The following is an 18,041-nucleotide window of genomic DNA, read 5'->3' as shown; positions in this document are numbered from 1 at the left end:
GCGGCCAACGTTGGCCGCACGCTGGCGCTGCTGGCACTGCTGCCGCTGCCGGCACTGGCCGCCAGCCAGGGCGATGACCCGCTGCACTCGGTGATGTGGGAGGTGATGCAGCACACCGTGTTGCAGGATGCGCCGGCAGTATTCGACCAGCGGGTGAAAGTCACCCTGCCGCAACAAGTGGAAGACGGCCAGCGCGTGCCGGTGAGCGTGGATGCCAGCGCGCTGGGCCAGGTCGAGGAGCTGCTGCTGTTTGCCGATTACAACCCGCTGCCGCTGGCCCTGCGCATGACGCCGCTGCGGCTGGCGCCGGTGCTGTCGGTGGCGATACGCGTCAACCAGGCCACGCCGGTGCGTGCCGCCGCCCGCACCGCCGATGGCGTGTGGCATGTCGGCGGCCAGCGGGTAGACGCGCCGGGTGGCGGTTGTGCGCTGCCCACCCCCACCCGCAACAGCACCGACTGGAGCACGCTGCTGGGCCGGCTGTACGGCCGCGTGTGGCAGCAGGACGGCCAGCAGCGCATCCGGCTGCGCATCATGCATCCGATGGATACCGGGCTGGTCGGCAATATTCCGGCGTTTTATCTGGAAGCGCTGCAGCTGGCGGATGGCGCCGGCCAGCCGCTGGCCACGCTGACCTTGCAGGCACCGCTGGCGGAAAACCCGCTGTTTACCTTCCGGCTGCCGCAAGCGTTGCCCGGTCCGCTGCAAGTGAGCGCCCGCGACAGCGACGGCAACTTCTACCACGCCCGGCTGCAGGCACTGCCATGAAGCGCCGCGGCCAACGTTGCTGCCTGTGGCTGGCGTTGCTGGCCGCCACGGCCCATGCCCAGGACTATCCGATCCAGCCGCAGCCGGTGGCGGCGGACAGCTGGGCGGTGATCGCCGACACCGGCTACTTCACCGCGGCCAACGGCGGCTTTCTGGTCAATAGCGCCTTTATCGCCACCGGCGACGGCGTGGTGGTGATCGGCAGCGGGCCATCGCGCGCCTTTGGCGAGCAGTACCGCCGGGTCATCGCGACCACCACCGGCCAGCCGGTGCGCGAGCTGATCCTCACCCACAAGCATCCGGACCATTTCCTCGGCAGCCAGGCGTTCCGCGATGTGCCGATCCGCGCCGACGAGCGCACCACGGCGATGCTGCGCAGCGAGGCGGACGGGCTGGCCGAAAACCTGTACCGGCTGGTGGGCGAGCGCATGCAGGGTACCGAGGTGCAGCTGCCGACCGCGCCGCTGGCCACCGGCATGCGCGACATCGGCGGCCACCGGCTGGAGTTCATCGCCGTGCCCGGCCACACCCAGTCGGACATCGCGGTGTTCGACCACACTAGCGGCGTGCTGTACGCCATCGACCAGGTGTTCAATGGCCGCACGCCGACGCTGCCGAATGCCGATATCGCCAGCTGGCTGCAGTCGCTGGCGCGGCTGGAGGCACTGCCGTTTACGGTGCTGGTGCCCGGGCACGGGCCGGTGAGCCATGACAAGGAGCCGATCCGCGCCACGCGCCGCTATCTGCAATGGCTGGATGCCACGCTGCGCCGTGCGGCCAACCTCGGCCTGACGGCCAACGAAGTGATGGCGCTGCCGCTGCCCGCCGAGTTTGCCGGCTGGGCCGAGGCGCGCGACGAGTGGCGCCGCAGCACCGGCTTTCTGTACGGCCGCTACGAACAGGAGGCACTGCCGGCGCTGCGCCCCTGACCCCGAGTTCACCCCGGCACCGATCGGCAGCCCCCGCTGCCACCGCCCATCTCCTCCGGGTGGCGTAAGTTCGGGCCTTTTGGCACCCGCCTCGGCGGGTGTTTTTTTATCTGCCAGCCGGCCGCCATTCTTGCGACTAAAGTCGCATTCTCCCCGCGGCGTCAGCTTCTTATAGTGATCTGGCCATCCCGGCATTGCTTATCTCTGTGAAGGAATCACCATGCGTACCTGGACTACCCCGAAAGTGATCGAAGTTTCCCTCGGCTGCGAGATCAACTGCTACATGTGCGCCGAGCGCTGAGGCCAGCATCATGTTGCGCGTCATCGTGCTGGGTGCTGCGGCGGGCGGAGGCCTGCCACAGTGGAACTGCGCCTGCGATGCCTGCCGCGCCGCCCGTGAAGGACGGCTGGCCCCGCAGACACAATCTTCCATCGCCGTATCGGCCGATGGCGCGCGCTGGGTGCTGATCAATGCCTCGCCGGATATCCGCCAGCAGCTGGCGGCCACCCCGGCGCTGCAACCACAACATTTTCCGCGTTCCACCCCGCTACAGGCGGCGGTACTGACCAATGCCGATGTCGACCACATCGCCGGTCTGCTGTCGCTACGCGAAGGGCAACCGTTCGCGCTGTACGCCACCGGCCGGGTGCAGGGCATTCTCGCCGCCAACGCGGTGTTCAATGTGCTGGACCGCCAGCTGGTGCCGCGCCGCGCGTTGGCACTGGACACGCTGCAGCCAGTGCTGGATGCCGATGGCGCCGACAGCGGCGTGCGGGTGGAAGCGTTCACCATCCCCGGCAAGGTGGCGCTGTGGCTGGAAGACCCGGCGGCGGCCAACTTTGGCAGCGTGGCGGAAGACACCATCGGGCTGGCGATTTCCAGCGCCGACAGCGTCGGCCGGCTGATCTACCTGCCGGGCTGTGCCGCGCTGCCGGACGACATCAAGGCCCGGCTGCGTCCCGGCGACAGCCTGCTGTTCGACGGCACCACCTACACCGACGACGAGATGATCCGCGCCGGCCTTGGCCACAAGACCGCCGCCCGCATGGGCCACCTGCCGATGAGCGGCGAGAACGGCAGCATGGCGCTGTGGCACGATGTGCCGCTGGCCAGCAAGCGCTTCATCCACATCAACAACAGCAACCCCGTCCTGTTGCCGCACAGCCCCGAGCGCGCCGCCATCGCCGCCGCCGGCTGGCAGCTGGCGCACGACGGCATGGAGTTCAGCGTTGAATAAGCCCCTCACTGCCCCGCTGTCACCGGCGGAACTGGAAGACGCGCTGCGCACCATCGGCCATGCGCGCTATCACAACCGCCATCCGTTCCATCACCTGCTGCACGGTGGCAAGCTGGAATTCGGCCAGGTACAGGCCTGGGCGCTGAACCGCTACTGCTACCAGGCGGCGATTCCGCGCAAGGACGCGGCGCTGATCAGCCGCATCCACGACCGCGAGCTTCGCCGCGAATGGGTGCAACGCATCCTCGACCACGACGGCTACGGCGACGAGGAAGGCGGCATCGAGCGCTGGCTGGTGCTCACCGACGGCCTCGGCCTGCCGCGCGACTACGTGATCTCGCGCCAGGGCGCGCTGCCGGCCACGGTGTTCGCGGTGGAAGCCTACGTCGACTTCGTCGCCCGCCACCCGCCGGTGGTGGCAGTGGCCTCCTGCCTGACCGAGCTGTTCGCTCCGGCCATCCATCAGGAGCGCATCATCGGGCTGCTGGAAAACTATGACTTCATCGACGACAAGGTGCTGGCCTACTTCCGCCGCCGCCTGTCGCAGGCACCGCGCGATGCCGACTTCGCGCTGGACTACGTCAAGCGCCACGCGCTGACCGTGGCCGAGCAGCAAGGCGTGCTGGACGCGCTGACCTTCAAGTGCAATGTGCTGTGGGCGCAGCTGGACGCGCTGTACAGCGCCTACGTGGCGCCCGGCATGATCCCGCCCGGCGCCTTCGACCCGGCGCTGCCGCCATGCTGAGCCTCAGCCACCGCGTGCAGCTGGCACCCGGCACCCGGCTGCAACACGACAAGGTACGCCAGCGCTGGGTGCTGCTGGGGCCGGAACGGATGCTGATCATCGACGAGCTGGCGCGGCTGTGCCTGGAGCGCAGCGCCGGTGTCAGCATCGGCCAGCTGTGCGACGGGTTGGCCGCAGAGTTCGCCGCGCCGCTGGCCACCGTGCAGCAGGACGTGCTGGCACTGTTCACCACCATGAGCGAGAAAGGCTTTCTGCGCCATGACTGATCCCACCACCTCGCGCCTGCTGGAACCGCCGCTGGCCATCCTGCTGGAACTTACCCACCGCTGCCCGCTGCGCTGCGCCTACTGCTCCAACCCGCTGGCGCTGACCCCGGCCAGCGCCGAGCTGGACACTGCCGGCTGGCGCGAGGTGCTGCGCCAGGCTGCCGACATGGGCATGCTGCAGGTGCATTTTTCCGGCGGCGAGCCGATGGCGCGGGCCGACCTGGTGGAGCTGGTGGCCTACGCCAGCGAGCTGGGGCTGTACAGCAACCTGATCACCTCCGGCGTGCTGCTGGATGCGCCAAGGTTGGCCGCATTGCAGGCCGCCGGCCTCAACCACGTGCAGCTGAGCTTCCAGGGGCAGGAAGAGACGCAGGCGGAGCGGCTGTCCGGCTTTCGCGGCGGGGGGGCGAAAAAACAGGCCGCACTGACGCTGGTGCAGCAAAGTGGCCTGGCGCTGACGCTGAACTTCGTCATCACCCGCAGCAACGCCCACGAGCTGGACGCCATGTTGCATTACGCCGAGCAGCACGGCATCGCCCGCGTGGAAGTGGCCAACACCCAGTACTACGGCTGGGGGCTGCAAAACCGCGCGGCGCTGATTCCCAGCGAGGCACAGCTGGACGCGATGACCGCCACGGTGACGCAATGGCGCGAGCAAACCCGTGGCCGCATGGTGATCGACTACGTGATTCCGGACTACTACGCGCGTCGCCCCAAGGCCTGCATGGGCGGCTGGGCGCAGCGCTTCCTCAACGTGATGCCGGACGGCACCCTGCTGCCCTGCCACGCGGCGCAGACGCTGGCGCACCTGCAATTTCCGCGCGTGCCGCACAGCACCCTGGCTGCAGCTTGGTACGACTCGCCGGCCTTTGCCGCCTATCGCGGCAGCAGCTGGATGCCGGAACCCTGCGGCGGCTGCGAGCACAAGGAGCGCGATTTCGGCGGCTGCCGCTGTCAAGCGCTGGCGCTGGCCGGCAGCGCCGACACGCTGGACCCGGTGTGCGAGCGCTCGCCGCAGCACGAGCAGGTCGTCACCCTGGCGCGGCGCGAAGCGCAGCTGGGCGAGCAGCCGTATACCCTGCGCAGCTTTTCCTTCAGCGCCTGAATCCGCCTGCGGCCAAGCTTGTGCCGCGCCAGACAGCAACGCCCTGCCGTACTGCACGACAGGGCGTTTTTCATGGCCGTGGTTGGCCGCACGGCTTATTTGAGCGGGATTTTCAGCGAAGCCGGCACCGCCACCGCGGTAACGCTGTTCTTCGGGCTGCCGTCGATCAGGCGATCGGAATACACCAGGTACACCAGGGTATTGCGTTTGGCATCCACCATGCGTACCACGCGCACATGCTTGAACAGAATCGAGGCACGCTCGGTGAAGACTTCGTCCTCCTGCGCTAGCGGCCCCTTGAAGGCGATTGCTCCCACCTGGCGGCAAGCCACCGACGCCTCGGCCTTGTCCTCGGCCAGCCCCAGCGCACCGGACACGCCGCCGGTCTTGGCGCGTGACAGGTAACAACTCACCCCGGTCACCAGCGGATCGTCGAACACCTCGACCACCACTTTGTGATTCGGCCCGATCAGCTTGAAGGCGGTAGACACGTCACCCACTTTTTCTGCCTGCGCCAGCAGCGGCAGCATGGCCAGCAGCACTGCCCATAACCCGTGTTTCATCGAGAGCTCCGCAAGTTGAGTTCAAATCTCCAACAAGTATGCCGCAGAATGCAAAAAAGCCATCCTTATGGATGGCTTTTCTGTCTGAAACGGGTATTTGGTCGGGGCGAGAAGATTCGAACTTCCGACCCCCTGCACCCCATGCAGGTGCGCTACCAGGCTGCGCTACGCCCCGACTAAAGAGGGAAAGATTATAGGCAATGAATCAATTTTTGCCAAGCGAGATATCCAGCCAATCGACCAGAGACTGCAGTTCCGCCCGTACCTGCTGCGCGGTCATTGGCGCCGGTTCATCACTGGACAGGCGCTGGCGCGCACCGTGCAGGGTAAAACCGTCGTCATAGAGCAACGCGCGGATACGACGCACCAACAACACTTCCGCATGCTGGTAATAGCGGCGATTGCCGCGGCGGGTAACGTTGCGCAACTCGGAAAACTCCTGTTCCCAGTAACGCAATACGTGTTGCTTCACACCGGTCAGCTCGCTGACCTCACCAATGGAGAAGTAGCGCTTGGCCGGGATCGGCGGCAGCTCAGCCTTGTTTGTCGGCATGATAGAGTTCAACCATTCCCTTGAGTTTCTGGCTAGCGTGGAAAGTTACCACGCGGCGGGCAGTGATGGGAATCTCTTCGCCGGTTTTCGGGTTGCGGCCCGGGCGCTGCGGTTTGTCGCGCAACTGGAAGTTACCGAAACCGGACAGTTTGACGCTGGTGCCGGATTCCAGCGTGGCACGGATTTCTTCAAAAAACGATTCCACCATGTCTTTGGCTTCGCGCTTGTTCAGGCCCACTTTATCGAACAGCAAATCGGCCAACTCGGCCTTGGTCAAAGTCATGACAATTCCTCACTACAAAATCAGATACGTGAAACTGGCCACCCGCACCGCGCGGGTGGCGTAAACAGATAACAATCAGGCGCGCAGTTCGGCGCCGCAACCCTGGGCGGCAGCCAGCATGGCGGCAACGCCCTGCTCGACTTCATCGTCCACCAGCGTCCGATCATCCGCCTGCATGATGATGCGCAGTGCCAGGCTCTTCTTGCCTTCTTCCACGCCCTTGCCGCGGTACACGTCGAACAGTGCCAGTTCGCGCACGAACGCCGGCGCCGCAGCCTGCATGGCCTGCTGCAGTGCGGCCAAGGTGATTTCCTCGGCCACCACCAGCGCCAAATCGCGGCGTACCGGCTGGAATTTGCTGACCGGCTGCACCGCTACGCGGCGGCTCTGTTCGACCACCTCGGCGGCCAGTTCGAACAGTACCGGCGCGGTGCTCAGGCCGTACGCCTGCACCCAGCGCGGATGCAGCTCGCCGACATGACCGACCACGGCACCGTCCAGCACCACCTCGGCACAACGGCCGGGGTGGAAGGCCGGATGTTCGCCCTTGCGGTATTCGGCCACGCGCGGATACAGCAGCGCCTCGACATCAGCCTTGGCATCGTAGAAATCCACGCGCTCGGCCTTGCTGGCCCACTGCTCGGCCACACGGCTGCCGTAGGCCAGACCGGCGACGCGTTCCGGCTGCAACAGGCTACCATCGGCCTGTTTCAGGAATACGCGGGCGATCTCGAACACGCGCACGCGGTTATGCTTGCGGTTGAGGTTGCCCGCCAGCACGTCGACCAGACCGCCGATCAGGCTGGAGCGCATCACGCTCATCTGGCTGGCGATCGGGTTTTGCAGACGTACCGGGTTGCTGTTACCGGCGAAATCGCGCTCCCATTTTTCTTCCACGAAGGCGTAGCTGACGATTTCCTGGAAATCGCGGCCAGCCAGCAGGCGGCGCACTTCACCGCGCGGGCGCAGCGTTTCCGGCTGCGGCAGCATGGCCAGACGCGAACGCGGCGCATCGGACGGAATCGCGTCGTAACCGTAGACGCGGGCAATTTCCTCGATCAGGTCTTCCTCGATGGCGATGTCGTAACGGAAGCTCGGCGCTTCCACCACGAAACCGTCCTCCACCGCGTCAAAACCGAAGCCCAGACGGGTGAAGATGGCAGCGATCTGCTCTGCGGCCAACGTTACACCCAGCACCTTGGCCACGCGCGCGGTACGTACTTTCACGCGGTTGCGCGCCGGCAGCTTACCCACGGTTTCCACCAGCGGACCGGCCACGCCGCCGCAGATTTCCAGCGTCAGCGCGGTAGCGCGTTCGATCGCTTCCTGCTGCAGCACGAAGTCGACGCCGCGCTCGTAGCGGTAGGAGGAGTCGGAACCGAAGCCGAGATCACGCGCCTTGCCGGCGATGATGTCCGGATTGAAGAACGCGCTTTCGAAGAAGATTTCGCTGCTTTCAGTGGTAACACCGCTGTCCAGCCCGCCCATGATGCCGGCGATGGCCAGCGGCTTGCTGTCATCGGCAATCACCAGCAGCTCCGGCGTCAGTGCCACTTCCTTCTCGTTCAGGCACACCAGTTTTTCGCCGTCACGGGCAAAACGCACGGTGATACCGCCATCCAGCTTGGCCAGATCGAAGGCATGCATCGGCTGACCCTGCTCCAGCAGCACGTAGTTGGTGATATCGACGATGGCGGAAATTGGACGCAGGCCGGAGCGTTCCAGACGGCGACGCATCCACTCCGGCGTTGCCGCAGCGGCATTGACGCCCTTGATCACACGGCCGATGTAACGGCCGCAGGCGTTGGCCGCATCGATCTTGACGCTACGCTTGTCGTCGCATTGCGGCGTCACGGCATCGATGGCCAGCGGTGCCAGCGGCGCACCAGTCAGCGCGGCCACTTCGCGAGCAATACCGCGCAGCGACAGGCAGTCGGCGCGGTTGGGGGTGATCTTCAGGGTGAACAGTGCGTCGTCAAGGCCGAGGTAGTCGCGAATGGACTGGCCGACCGGTGCGTCGGCTGGCAGCAGCAGCAGGCCGTCAACGTCATCCGGCACGCCCAGCTCCTTGCCGGAACACAGCATGCCGCCGGATTCGACGCCACGCATCTTGGTCGGCTTGATCTTGAAATCGCCGGGCAGGATGGCGCCCGGCAGTGCGCACGGGATCTTCACGCCGACAGCCACGTTCGGCGCGCCACACACAATCTGGATCAGCTCGCCGGTACCGGCATCGACCTTGGTCACGCGCAGGCGGTCGGCATTCTCGTGCTTGACGCACTCTTTGACTTCGGCAATCACCACGCCGCTGAACGCGGGCGCGGCCTGCTCGACTTCTTCCACTTCCAGACCCGCCATGGTCAGCAGGTAGGACAGCTCGTCGGTGGTCAGCGACGGATTCACACGGCTACGCAGCCATTGTTCGGAAAATTGCATTGCTCGGTCTCCGCGCGCTCAGTTGAATTGCTTGAGGAAGTTCAGGTCGTTCTCGAAGAACAGGCGCAGGTCGTTGACGCCGTAACGCAGCATGGCAAAACGATCCAGGCCGATGCCGAAGGCAAAGCCGGTGAACTGCTCCGGATCGATGTTCACGTTACGCAGTACGTTCGGATGCACCATGCCGCAGCCGCCAACCTCCAGCCAGCCGCGCTCGCCCAGCACGTCGATCTCGGCGGACGGTTCGGTGAACGGGAAGAACGACGGACGGAAACGCACCTGCAGATCGTCACGCTCGAAGAAGCGGCGCAGGAAGTCGGTGATGGTGGCTTTCAGATCAGCGAAGCTCACGTCGCGGTCAATCCACAGGCCTTCCATCTGGTGGAACATCGGCGAGTGGGTGGCATCGGAGTCCACGCGGTACACCCGGCCCGGCGCCACGATCTTGATCGGCGGCTGGTTGTCCAGCATGTAGCGCACCTGGATCGGGCTGGTATGGGTACGCAGCACATCGCCGCCTTCCACGTAGAAGGTATCCTGCATGGCGCGCGCCGGGTGATTTTCCGGAATGTTCAGCGCCTGGAAGTTATGGAAATCGGTCTCGATTTCCGGGCCATCGGCCACAGCAAAGCCCAGGGTAGCAAACAGCTCGGTAATGCGCTCCAGCGTCAGCGTCACCGGGTGCAGACCGGCCGGCAGTTGGCCGCGGCCTGGCAGCGACACGTCCAGCGCCTCGGCAGCCAGTTGCTGTTCCAGCTTGGCGTTGTTGATGCCATCGCGCACTTCGTTGTGGCGGCCTTCGAATGCCTGCTTGGCAGCATTGATGGTGGCACCGGCGGTTTTGCGCTCTTCCGGCGACAGTTTGCCCAGCTGCTTGAGCAGCTCGGTCATCGCACCGCTCTTGCCGAGGTAGCGGGCTTTGACCTGTTCCAGTTCCACGAGGTCTGTCACGGTGTCGAGTGCCGCCAGACCTTCCTTCAGAATCACGTCAACATTGCTCATGGGTCGCACCAGTATGCGTAAGAAAACTGACCGGAACGTTGGCCGCTCGAATCAGCACTCTTGGGCGGTAAATCGAAAAAAAAGGGAGGCATCAGCCTCCCTTTCAGATGTCCTGCTATTAAGCGAGGGCGGCTTTCGCTTTCTCAACGATGAGAGCAAATGCCGGCTTGTCGAACACGGCCAGATCGGCCAGAACCTTACGGTCGATTTCGATCAGAGCCTTCTTCAGACCGTTCATGAACTTGCTGTACGGCAGGCCGTTTTCACGAGCAGCTGCGTTGATACGAGCAATCCACAGTTGACGGAACTGACGCTTTTTCTGACGACGGTCGCGGTATGCATATTGACCGGCTTTCATCACCGCCTGTTTGGCGATGCGATAGACGTTCTTGCGACGGCCGCGATAGCCTTTCGCCAGGGCCAGGATTTTCTTGTGACGAGCACGTGCGGTTACACCGCGTTTTACGCGTGGCATTATTCAGTCTCCTTATGCGTAGGGCATCATGGCGCGAACAGAGGCCATGTTGGTAGCGTGTACCATGGTGGTACCGCGCAGCTGGCGCTTGTTCTTGGTGGTCTTCTTGGTCAGGATGTGACGCTTGAAGGCCATGGAGCGTTTAACGCCGCCGTTACCCAGCACTTTGAGACGCTTTTTCGCGCTCGACTTGGTTTTCATCTTCGGCATGGAAATCTCCTGCTGAATTTTCGTTAGATTAGACACAGGGTGGCCATCGGCACTTGAAACCGCTGCGTCACGCTTTTGTTGCAAGTCTTGCGACCTACAAAACCAACACGGCAGGCGAACCTGCCGTGCGGAAGTCGATGATTATACCCGATTATTTCTTTTTCGGGGCAATCATCATGACCATCTGGCGACCTTCCAGTTTCGGGAACTGTTCTACGGTGCCAACTTCGGCCAGATCAGCCTCTACCCGCTTGAGCAGGGCCAGACCGATGTCCTGGTGAGCCATTTCACGGCCGCGGAAACGCAGCGTAATCTTGGCCTTGTCGCCTTCACCCAGGAAACGGATCAAGTTGCGCAGCTTGACGTTGTAGTCGCCGTCGTCCGTACCCGGGCGGAACTTGATTTCCTTGATCTGCACCTGCTTCTGCTTCAGCTTGGCTTCATGCTTCTTCTTGGACTGCTGGTATTTGAATTTACCGTAGTCCATCAGTTTGCATACCGGCGGCTGGGCAGTTGGAGAAATCTCCACCAGATCCACATCACGTTCCTCGGCCAATGCCAGTGCTTCACGCACGGTCACGATGCCAAGCTGTTCGCCTTCTTCACCTACCAGACGGACTTCGCGAGCTGTAATCTCGCCATTGATCCGCGATTCGCGTTCCTGAGCTATAGCTATTACTCCTTAAAAAATTCAGATCGGCCGGTACGGCTATCAGTTCTGCGCAAGCGCAGCAGTCAGGTGCTGCACAAAGGCATCCACCGACATCTGGCCCAGGTCTTCACCACGGGCGCGTACGGCCACCAACCCGCCTTCCATTTCCTTGTCGCCGATAACGACTTGATATGGAAGCTTTTGCAGGCTGTGTTCGCGGATTTTATAGCCGATCTTTTCGTTCCTCAAGTCAAGATCGACACGGAAGCCGTGAGAACGCAATTTGTCTGCCACCTGTTGCGCGTATTCGGACTGATTGCTGGTGATGTTCATCACCACCATCTGCACCGGAGCCAGCCACAGCGGGAAGGCGCCGGCGTGGTTTTCGATCAGGATGCCGATGAAGCGCTCCAGCGAACCCAGCGCTGCGCGGTGCAGCATCACCGGGCGCTTGCGGCTGTTATCGTCGGCCACGTACTCGGCATCCAGACGTTCCGGCAACATGAAGTCCAGCTGCAGCGTACCGCACTGCCAGGAGCGACCCAGCGCGTCCTTGATGTGGTATTCGATCTTCGGGCCATAGAAAGCGCCTTCGCCCGGCAATTCTTCCCACTCAACGCCACAGGCGCGCAATGCTTCGCGCATGCCCTCTTCCGCCTTGTCCCAGGTTTCTTCCGCACCGATGCGCTTTTCCGGGCGCAGCGCCAGCTTGATGGAAACCTTGTCAAAACCGAAGCGCTCGTAAACTTCCATCACCAGGCGGTGAAAATCCTTGGCTTCCTGATTGATCTGATCTTCGGTACAGAAGATGTGACCATCGTCCTGCACAAAACCACGCACGCGCATGATGCCGTGCAGCGCGCCGGACGGTTCGTTGCGATGACAGGAACCGAATTCGGCGTAACGCAGCGGCAGCTCACGGTAAGAGCGCAGGCCGCTGTTGAAAATCTGCACATGACCCGGGCAGTTCATCGGTTTCACCGCGTAGTCGCGCTTCTCGGACTCGGTGATGAACATGTTCTCGCGATAGTTGGCCGCATGACCGGAACGCTCCCAGAGGGTGGCGTCCATCATCATCGGCGTACGCACCTCCTGATAGCCTTCGCGAGTCAGCTTGCCTCGCATGTACTGCTCGATGCTCTGCCACAGCTGCCAGCCTTTCGGGTGCCAGAACACCATACCCGGCGCCTCGTCCTGCAGGTGGAACAAATCCAGCTGCACGCCCAGCTTGCGATGGTCGCGCTTCTCCGCCTCTTCCAGCATGTAGAGGTAGGCGTCCAGGTCCTCTTTCTTGGCCCAGGCAGTACCGTATACGCGCTGCAACATCTCGTTTTTGCTGTCGCCACGCCAGTAGGCGCCGGCCACTTTCATCAGCTTGAATACCTTCAGCTTGCCGGTGGACGGCACGTGCGGGCCGCGGCACAGGTCGGTGAATTCGCCTTCGCGGTACAGGCTCAGTACTTCCCCCTGCGGGATGGAAGCGATGATCTCGGCCTTGTACGCCTCGCCGATGCTCTTGAAGTAGGCAATCGCCTCGTCACGCGGCAGCTCGTAGCGCTCTACCGGGATATCCTTCTTCGCCAGCTCGCTCATCTTCTTCTCGATCGCCACCAGGTCTTCCGGGGTGAACGGACGCTTGTAGGCGAAATCGTAGTAGAAGCCGTTTTCGATTTCCGGGCCGATGGTGACCTGGGCCTCCGGGAACAGCTCCTTCACCGCGTAGGCCAGCAGGTGGGCGGTGGAGTGGCGGATGATGGACAGGCCGTCAGCATCCTTGTCGGTGATGATGGCCAGATCGGCGTTGGCCGCAATCTGGGACGAAGTATCAACCAGCTTGCCGTCCACGCGGCCAGCCAGCGCCGCACGGGCAAGACCGGTGCCGATGGACGCAGCCACTTCATGCACGGTTACCGGCTTGTCGAAGGAACGGATGGAACCGTCAGGCAGGCGAATGTCAGGCATAGCAACTCCAGCTCAAAGGTGGACAGTTTTCAAAACGGCAAAAAAAAAGTGCGGCCTTGAGCCGCACTTTTTTGCTGAGGAGTGTTCCGCTTTACGCAAACACCCGTAGGCTCGAACTCATTTCGAGATACGGGTGGTGGTAGTTCGGAAAACCATGATCTTCTCCACAGCGATATTCTGTTGGTAGGCACGATTGGACTCGAACCAACGACCCCCACCATGTCAAGGTGGTGCTCTAACCAGCTGAGCTACGTGCCTGTTGTCTAGGGGAGCAATACTAGCGGCAAATCGCCCGACTGACAAGCTGCCGGCGCACAGAGCCGGGTTCAGCGGTGTATACTGCGCGGCTGAATTCGGAAATCTCGCGATTAATATCAAGCACATGCTGAAGTTTACCCTGCACAAAACCTCTGGCGGCGCCCGCCGCGGCACGCTGGAACTGAACCACGGCACCGTGGAAACCCCGGTATTCCAGCCGGTGGGCACCTACGGCTCGGTGAAGGCCATGAGCCCGCACGAGCTGACCGACATCGGCGCCCAGATCATCCTCGGCAATACCTTCCACCTGTGGCTGCGCCCGGGTCTGGAAATCATCGAACAATTCGGTGGCCTGCACGACTTCATCGGCTGGGACAAGCCCATCCTCACCGACTCCGGTGGCTTCCAGGTGTTCAGCCTGGGTGCGCTGAACAAGATTACCGAAGAGGGAGTCACCTTCCAGAGCCCGGTCAACGGCGACAAGCTGTTCCTGTCGCCGGAAAAATCGATGGAAATCCAGAAGGTGCTCAACTCCGACATCGTGATGATCTTCGACGAGTGCACCCCTGGGCAGGTTGACCATGCCACCGCCGCCAAGTCGATGCGCATGAGCCTTCGCTGGGCAGAACGCTCGCGCCGCGCTTTCGATGACCTGAAAAACCCCAACGCGCTGTTCGGCATTGTGCAGGGCAACCTGTACAAGGACCTGCGCCAGGAGTCGCTGGACGGCCTGATGCAGATCGGCTTTGACGGCATCGCCATCGGCGGCCTGTCGGTGGGCGAACCCAAGCCCGAGATGTACCGCATGCTCACCGAGCTGAAGGACATGCTGCCGGCAGAAAAGCCGCACTACCTGATGGGCGTCGGCACCCCGGAAGACCTGGTACACGGCGTGGCCAACGGCATCGACATGTTCGACTGCGTGATGCCGACCCGCAACGCCCGCAACGGCTGGATCTTCACCCAATGGGGCGACGTCAAGATCAAGAACGCGCGCTACAAGGCCGACAAGCTGCCGCTGGATGAGCACTGCGGCTGCTACACCTGCCGCAATTTCAGCCGCGCCTACCTGCACCACCTGCATCGCACCGGCGAAATCCTGGGCGCCAGACTGAATACCATTCACAACCTGTACTACTATCAGGCGCTGATGCAGGAGATGCGCGATGCCATCGATGCCGACCAGTTCGAAGACTGGAAAGCCGGCTTCCACCAGCGTCGCGCCCGTGGCGTGAACTGACGCGACACTGAACCCGCAGGCTTGGCCGCAGTCTCACGCTGTTGCGGCCAACCTGGTACGGTTGGAAAACCCGCAGGCCGTGGCTACAATGCCCGTCCCATATACAAGATCAACACCTTCAAGGGAGACCCCCATGGCTAACGCCACCGAATTCATGCAGTTCCTGCCGATGATCGTCATCTTCGTGCTGTTCTGGTTCCTGCTGGTACGTCCGCAGCAGAAACGCGCCAAGGAACACCAGAAGATGCTGTCCGAAATCGTCAAGGGCGATGAAGTGGTCACCCAGGGCGGCATCATCGGCCGCGTGACCAAAACCGGCGAGCAGTACCTGAGCATCGAAATCGCCAGTGGTGTAGAAATCAATGTTCAGCGCGGCGCCGTGGGCTCCAAGCTGGAAAAAGGCACCATCAAGTCCCTGTAAAACCCCGGGCCGCCTGCGCGGCCCTTTTCCTGCCTAGCCTTCCATGAACCGCTTCCCGATCTGGAAATACCTACTCATTGCGCTGGCGCTGATCACTTCGGCGATCTACACCCTGCCCAATTTCTTCGGCGAAACGCCGGCGGTGCAGGGATCAAGCAGCCGACAGTCCATTCCGGTGGACGCGGCGTTGATGGCCCGCATCGAAGACACCCTGAAACAACAGGGCATTGCACCCCAGGGCATTTTCCTGGACGGCAACAGCCTGAAAGTCCGCTTCAAGGACCCGGACACCCAGATCAAGGCACGCGATGCCATCCAGCAACTGCTGGGCGACAACTACATCATCGCGCTGAACCTGCTGCCGGCGTCCCCCGACTGGCTGACCCGCCTGCACGCCAACCCGATGTTCCTGGGTCTGGACTTGCGCGGTGGTGTGCACTTCCTGCTGGAAGTGGACATGAAAGCCGCGGTCGACAAGACCATGGAGCGCTATTCCGCCGATATCCGCCGCGAACTACGCAGCGCCAAGATCCGCTACGGCAACATCAAGCGCAGCGGCGACACCACGCTGGAAGTGCAGCTGCGTGACGAGGCCACCCTGAGCTCCGCCGCCGACCAGCTGGCCCGTACCCTGCCGACGCTGTCGTTCAATGCCGACAAGGCCAGCAACCGCCTGACCCTGACGCTGAAGCCGGAAGAAATCACCCGCATTCAGGGTGATGCGGTGAAACAGAACATCACCACCCTGCATAACCGTGTCAACGAGCTGGGCGTCGCCGAACCGGTGATCCAGCAAGCCGGCCCGAGCCGCATCGTGGTACAGCTGCCGGGCGTGCAGGACACTGCCAAGGCCAAGGACATCCTCGGCCGTACCGCTACGCTGCAGGTCCGCATGGTGGAGGACGACTCCGCCAAGATGGCCGAAGCACTAGCCGGTAACACGCCCGCCGGCTACGACCTGCTGGACGAGCTGACCGCGCAAGGCCCGCAGAAGATCCTGGTGAAGAAAGATGTCGAGCTGACCGGCGACAACATCAATGACGCCCAGGCCGGCTTTGATGAAAACGGCGGTGCTGCGGTACACATCAACCTGGATGCCGCCGGTGCCGCCATCTTCCGCGATGTCACCGCACAGAACATCGGCAAGCGCATGGCGATGATCCTGGTGGAAAAAGGCAAGGCCGAAGTGGTAACCGCGCCGGTAATCCGCAGTGAAATCGGCGGTGGCCGCGTGCAGATTTCCGGCAGCATGAACCCGGCGGAAGCCAACGATACTGCCCTGCTGCTGCGCGCCGGCTCGCTGGCCGCGCCGATGAACATCATCGAGGAGCGTACCGTCGGCCCGAGCCTGGGTAAGGAAAACATCGAGAAGGGCTTCCACTCCACCATGTGGGGCTTCGCCGCCATCGCCGTGTTCATGATGCTGTACTACGGCGTGTTCGGGGTGATCTCGGTGATTTCGCTGGCGGCCAACCTGTTCATGCTGGTCGCCATCCTGTCGATGCTGCAGGCCACGCTGACCTTGCCGGGTATCGCCGCCATCGCGCTGACCCTCGGCATGGCCATCGACGCCAACGTACTGATCAACGAGCGTATCCGCGAAGAGCTGCGTAACGGCATACCGCCGCAATCGGCGATCAATGCCGGTTACGGCCATGCCTGGGCGACGATTCTGGACTCCAACGTCACCACGCTGATCGCCGGTCTCGCGCTGCTGATCTTCGGTTCCGGCCCGGTGCGCGGCTTTGCCGTGGTGCACTGCCTGGGCATCCTGACCTCGATGTTCTCCGCGGTGCTGGTATCGCGCGCTGTCGTCAACCTGTGGTACGGCCGTCGCCGTCGCCTGGCTAGCGTATCCATCGGCCAGGTGTGGAAACCGGAAACCAAATAAGGATCCTGCAAGATGGAGTTTTTCCGCATCAAACGGGACATCCCGTTCATGAGCTACGGCAAGGTGACCACGCTGATTTCGCTGGTGACCTTCATCCTGGCCGTGGTGTTCCTGTTCACCAAGGGGCTGAACCTGTCGGTGGAATTCACCGGTGGTACGGTGATGGAAGTGCAGTACCAGCAAGCGGCCAACCTGCCGGACATCCGCCACCGCGTGGATGGCCTGAAGCTGGGCGAAGTGCAGGTACAGAGCCTGGGCACCAGCCGCGACGTGATGATCCGCCTGCCCAACAAGCCGGGCACCAACTCCGGCAAGCTGTCGGAACAGGTCATGGGCCTGCTCAAGGCCGGTGATGCCGGCGTGCAGCTGCGCAAGGTGGAGTTCGTCGGCCCCAGCGTCGGCGAAGAACTGGTCACCCACGGCCTGACCGCCATCGCACTGGTTTGCCTCGGCATCGTGCTCTACCTGGCGCTGCGTTTCGAATGGCGTCTGGCGGTATCCGCCATCATCGCCAACATGCACGACGTGGTGATCATTCTCGGCTGCTTTGCCTTCTTCCAGTGGGAGTTCAGCCTCACCGTGCTGGCCGGCGTGCTGGCAGTGCTGGGCTACTCGGTGAACGAATCGGTGGTGGTATTCGACCGTATCCGCGAAAACTTCCGCCGTCCGGCCATGCGTGGCAAGGGCACTGCCGAGGTGATCGACAACGCCATTACCGCCACCATGAGCCGTACCTTCATCACCCACGGCTCTACCGAGACCATGGTGCTGTCGATGCTGATCTTCGGCGGTCCGGCGCTGCACGGCTTCGCCATGGCGCTGACCATCGGCATCGTGTTCGGCATCTACTCCTCGGTACTGGTCGCCAGCCCGCTGGCACTAGCGCTGGGCACCAAGCGCGAGCACATGATCAAGATCGTGAAACCGAAAGAAGAAGCCGTGGTCTGACCACGTGCTTTTCCGGGCACCAAGGTTGGCCGCATACCCTGCGGCCAACTTTTTTGGGTGCCTGACACGGCCGGGTTGTTCGCAGCCCTGCCCTGT

At 62.8% G+C, this 18,041-nt stretch carries 20 protein-coding genes and 2 tRNA genes; 11 read left to right on the top strand and 11 right to left on the bottom strand.

The features are described from left to right. Nucleotides 1–21: 21 nt before the first annotated feature. The 7 genes from HU218_RS12680 to pqqE all read left to right on the top strand — a co-directional run bounded on the left by HU218_RS12680 (nucleotide 22) and on the right by pqqE (nucleotide 5,051). On the top strand, nucleotides 22–768 hold the full coding sequence (locus HU218_RS12680) for a quinoprotein dehydrogenase-associated SoxYZ-like carrier (RefSeq protein WP_246211077.1): 747 nt from the start codon (nucleotides 22–24) through the stop codon (nucleotides 766–768). Next, nucleotides 765–1,697 carry a quinoprotein relay system zinc metallohydrolase 1 gene (locus HU218_RS12675; RefSeq protein WP_174875302.1) on the top strand — a complete coding sequence of 311 codons (933 nt, stop codon included), beginning with the start codon at nucleotides 765–767 and terminating at the stop codon, nucleotides 1,695–1,697. Before HU218_RS12680 ends, HU218_RS12675 begins: the two co-directional genes overlap by 4 nt. Before the next feature lie 220 nt (nucleotides 1,698–1,917). Next, nucleotides 1,918–1,998: a pyrroloquinoline quinone precursor peptide PqqA gene (gene pqqA, locus HU218_RS17210; RefSeq protein ID WP_036986317.1), complete on the top strand. Its 81-nt coding sequence runs from the start codon at nucleotides 1,918–1,920 to the stop codon at nucleotides 1,996–1,998. A 10-nt stretch (nucleotides 1,999–2,008) separates the two neighbouring features. Then, on the top strand, nucleotides 2,009–2,935 hold the full coding sequence (pqqB, locus tag HU218_RS12665) for a pyrroloquinoline quinone biosynthesis protein PqqB (RefSeq protein WP_174875301.1): 927 nt from the start codon (nucleotides 2,009–2,011) through the stop codon (nucleotides 2,933–2,935). Next, nucleotides 2,928–3,680 (top strand): pyrroloquinoline-quinone synthase PqqC, encoded by a 753-nt coding sequence (gene pqqC / locus HU218_RS12660; RefSeq protein WP_174875300.1) that lies wholly within the window; start codon nucleotides 2,928–2,930, stop codon nucleotides 3,678–3,680. The genes pqqB and pqqC overlap by 8 nt, the downstream gene beginning before the upstream one ends. Continuing rightward, the gene (gene pqqD / locus HU218_RS12655; RefSeq protein WP_174875299.1) at nucleotides 3,674–3,946 is read left to right on the top strand and encodes a pyrroloquinoline quinone biosynthesis peptide chaperone PqqD; all 273 of its coding nucleotides are present in this window, start codon (nucleotides 3,674–3,676) and stop codon (nucleotides 3,944–3,946) included. Before pqqC ends, pqqD begins: the two co-directional genes overlap by 7 nt. Continuing rightward, nucleotides 3,939–5,051 (top strand): pyrroloquinoline quinone biosynthesis protein PqqE, encoded by a 1,113-nt coding sequence (pqqE, locus tag HU218_RS12650; protein WP_174875298.1) that lies wholly within the window; start codon nucleotides 3,939–3,941, stop codon nucleotides 5,049–5,051. Before pqqD ends, pqqE begins: the two co-directional genes overlap by 8 nt. Before the next feature lie 95 nt (nucleotides 5,052–5,146). Here pqqE and HU218_RS12645 read toward each other — a convergent pair whose 3' ends face one another. The 11 genes from HU218_RS12645 to HU218_RS12595 all read right to left on the bottom strand — a co-directional run bounded on the left by HU218_RS12645 (nucleotide 5,147) and on the right by HU218_RS12595 (nucleotide 13,445). Continuing rightward, on the bottom strand, nucleotides 5,147–5,614 hold the full coding sequence (locus tag HU218_RS12645; protein ID WP_174875297.1) for a CreA family protein: 468 nt from the start codon (nucleotides 5,612–5,614) through the stop codon (nucleotides 5,147–5,149). 98 nt (nucleotides 5,615–5,712) lie between these two features. After that, a tRNA-Pro gene (locus HU218_RS12640) sits at nucleotides 5,713–5,789 on the bottom strand. 30 nt (nucleotides 5,790–5,819) lie between these two features. Beyond that, nucleotides 5,820–6,167, bottom strand: coding sequence for a MerR family transcriptional regulator (locus HU218_RS12635; RefSeq protein WP_174875296.1), 348 nt, complete (start codon nucleotides 6,165–6,167; stop codon nucleotides 5,820–5,822). Continuing rightward, the gene (locus HU218_RS12630) at nucleotides 6,148–6,450 is read right to left on the bottom strand and encodes an integration host factor subunit alpha (RefSeq protein ID WP_174875295.1); all 303 of its coding nucleotides are present in this window, start codon (nucleotides 6,448–6,450) and stop codon (nucleotides 6,148–6,150) included. Before HU218_RS12630 ends, HU218_RS12635 begins: the two co-directional genes overlap by 20 nt. Before the next feature lie 75 nt (nucleotides 6,451–6,525). Beyond that, nucleotides 6,526–8,886: a phenylalanine--tRNA ligase subunit beta gene (pheT, locus tag HU218_RS12625; RefSeq protein WP_174875294.1), complete on the bottom strand. Its 2,361-nt coding sequence runs from the start codon at nucleotides 8,884–8,886 to the stop codon at nucleotides 6,526–6,528. 18 nt (nucleotides 8,887–8,904) lie between these two features. Beyond that, the gene (gene pheS / locus HU218_RS12620; protein ID WP_174875293.1) at nucleotides 8,905–9,888 is read right to left on the bottom strand and encodes a phenylalanine--tRNA ligase subunit alpha; all 984 of its coding nucleotides are present in this window, start codon (nucleotides 9,886–9,888) and stop codon (nucleotides 8,905–8,907) included. Nucleotides 9,889–10,006: 118 nt separating this feature from the next. Then, nucleotides 10,007–10,363 (bottom strand): 50S ribosomal protein L20, encoded by a 357-nt coding sequence (gene rplT / locus HU218_RS12615; protein WP_017507005.1) that lies wholly within the window; start codon nucleotides 10,361–10,363, stop codon nucleotides 10,007–10,009. 12 nt (nucleotides 10,364–10,375) lie between these two features. Then, nucleotides 10,376–10,573, bottom strand: coding sequence for a 50S ribosomal protein L35 (gene rpmI / locus HU218_RS12610; protein ID WP_054287050.1), 198 nt, complete (start codon nucleotides 10,571–10,573; stop codon nucleotides 10,376–10,378). A gap of 151 nt (nucleotides 10,574–10,724) precedes the next feature. Beyond that, nucleotides 10,725–11,243 (bottom strand): translation initiation factor IF-3, encoded by a 519-nt coding sequence (gene infC, locus HU218_RS12605; protein WP_425509251.1) that lies wholly within the window; start codon nucleotides 11,241–11,243, stop codon nucleotides 10,725–10,727. Between the two features lie 42 nt (nucleotides 11,244–11,285). Further along, a complete protein-coding gene (gene thrS, locus HU218_RS12600; RefSeq protein ID WP_174875292.1) occupies nucleotides 11,286–13,187 on the bottom strand; it encodes a threonine--tRNA ligase in 1,902 nt (633 codons plus the stop codon). Nucleotides 13,188–13,368: 181 nt separating this feature from the next. Beyond that, a tRNA-Val gene (locus HU218_RS12595) sits at nucleotides 13,369–13,445 on the bottom strand. 124 nt (nucleotides 13,446–13,569) lie between these two features. Between HU218_RS12595 and tgt the strand changes: the two genes are divergently transcribed. From tgt to secF, 4 genes are all read left to right on the top strand, one after another. After that, nucleotides 13,570–14,685 (top strand): tRNA guanosine(34) transglycosylase Tgt, encoded by a 1,116-nt coding sequence (gene tgt, locus HU218_RS12590; RefSeq protein ID WP_174875291.1) that lies wholly within the window; start codon nucleotides 13,570–13,572, stop codon nucleotides 14,683–14,685. Between the two features lie 133 nt (nucleotides 14,686–14,818). Continuing rightward, the gene (gene yajC, locus HU218_RS12585) at nucleotides 14,819–15,106 is read left to right on the top strand and encodes a preprotein translocase subunit YajC (RefSeq protein ID WP_174875290.1); all 288 of its coding nucleotides are present in this window, start codon (nucleotides 14,819–14,821) and stop codon (nucleotides 15,104–15,106) included. Between the two features lie 43 nt (nucleotides 15,107–15,149). Next, nucleotides 15,150–16,997: a protein translocase subunit SecD gene (gene secD, locus HU218_RS12580; protein ID WP_174875289.1), complete on the top strand. Its 1,848-nt coding sequence runs from the start codon at nucleotides 15,150–15,152 to the stop codon at nucleotides 16,995–16,997. Nucleotides 16,998–17,009: 12 nt separating this feature from the next. Further along, entirely contained in the window at nucleotides 17,010–17,945 is a 936-nt protein-coding gene (secF, locus tag HU218_RS12575; protein WP_174875288.1) for a protein translocase subunit SecF, read from the top strand. The last annotated feature ends 96 nt before the right edge of the window (nucleotides 17,946–18,041 follow it).

It is taken from the genome of Vogesella oryzae (assembly GCF_902829295.1).
Taxonomy (GTDB): domain Bacteria; phylum Pseudomonadota; class Gammaproteobacteria; order Burkholderiales; family Chromobacteriaceae; genus Vogesella; species Vogesella oryzae.
The sequence above is the reverse complement of the archived record's forward strand: the minus strand, read 5'-3'. Positions and strand labels throughout refer to the sequence as shown.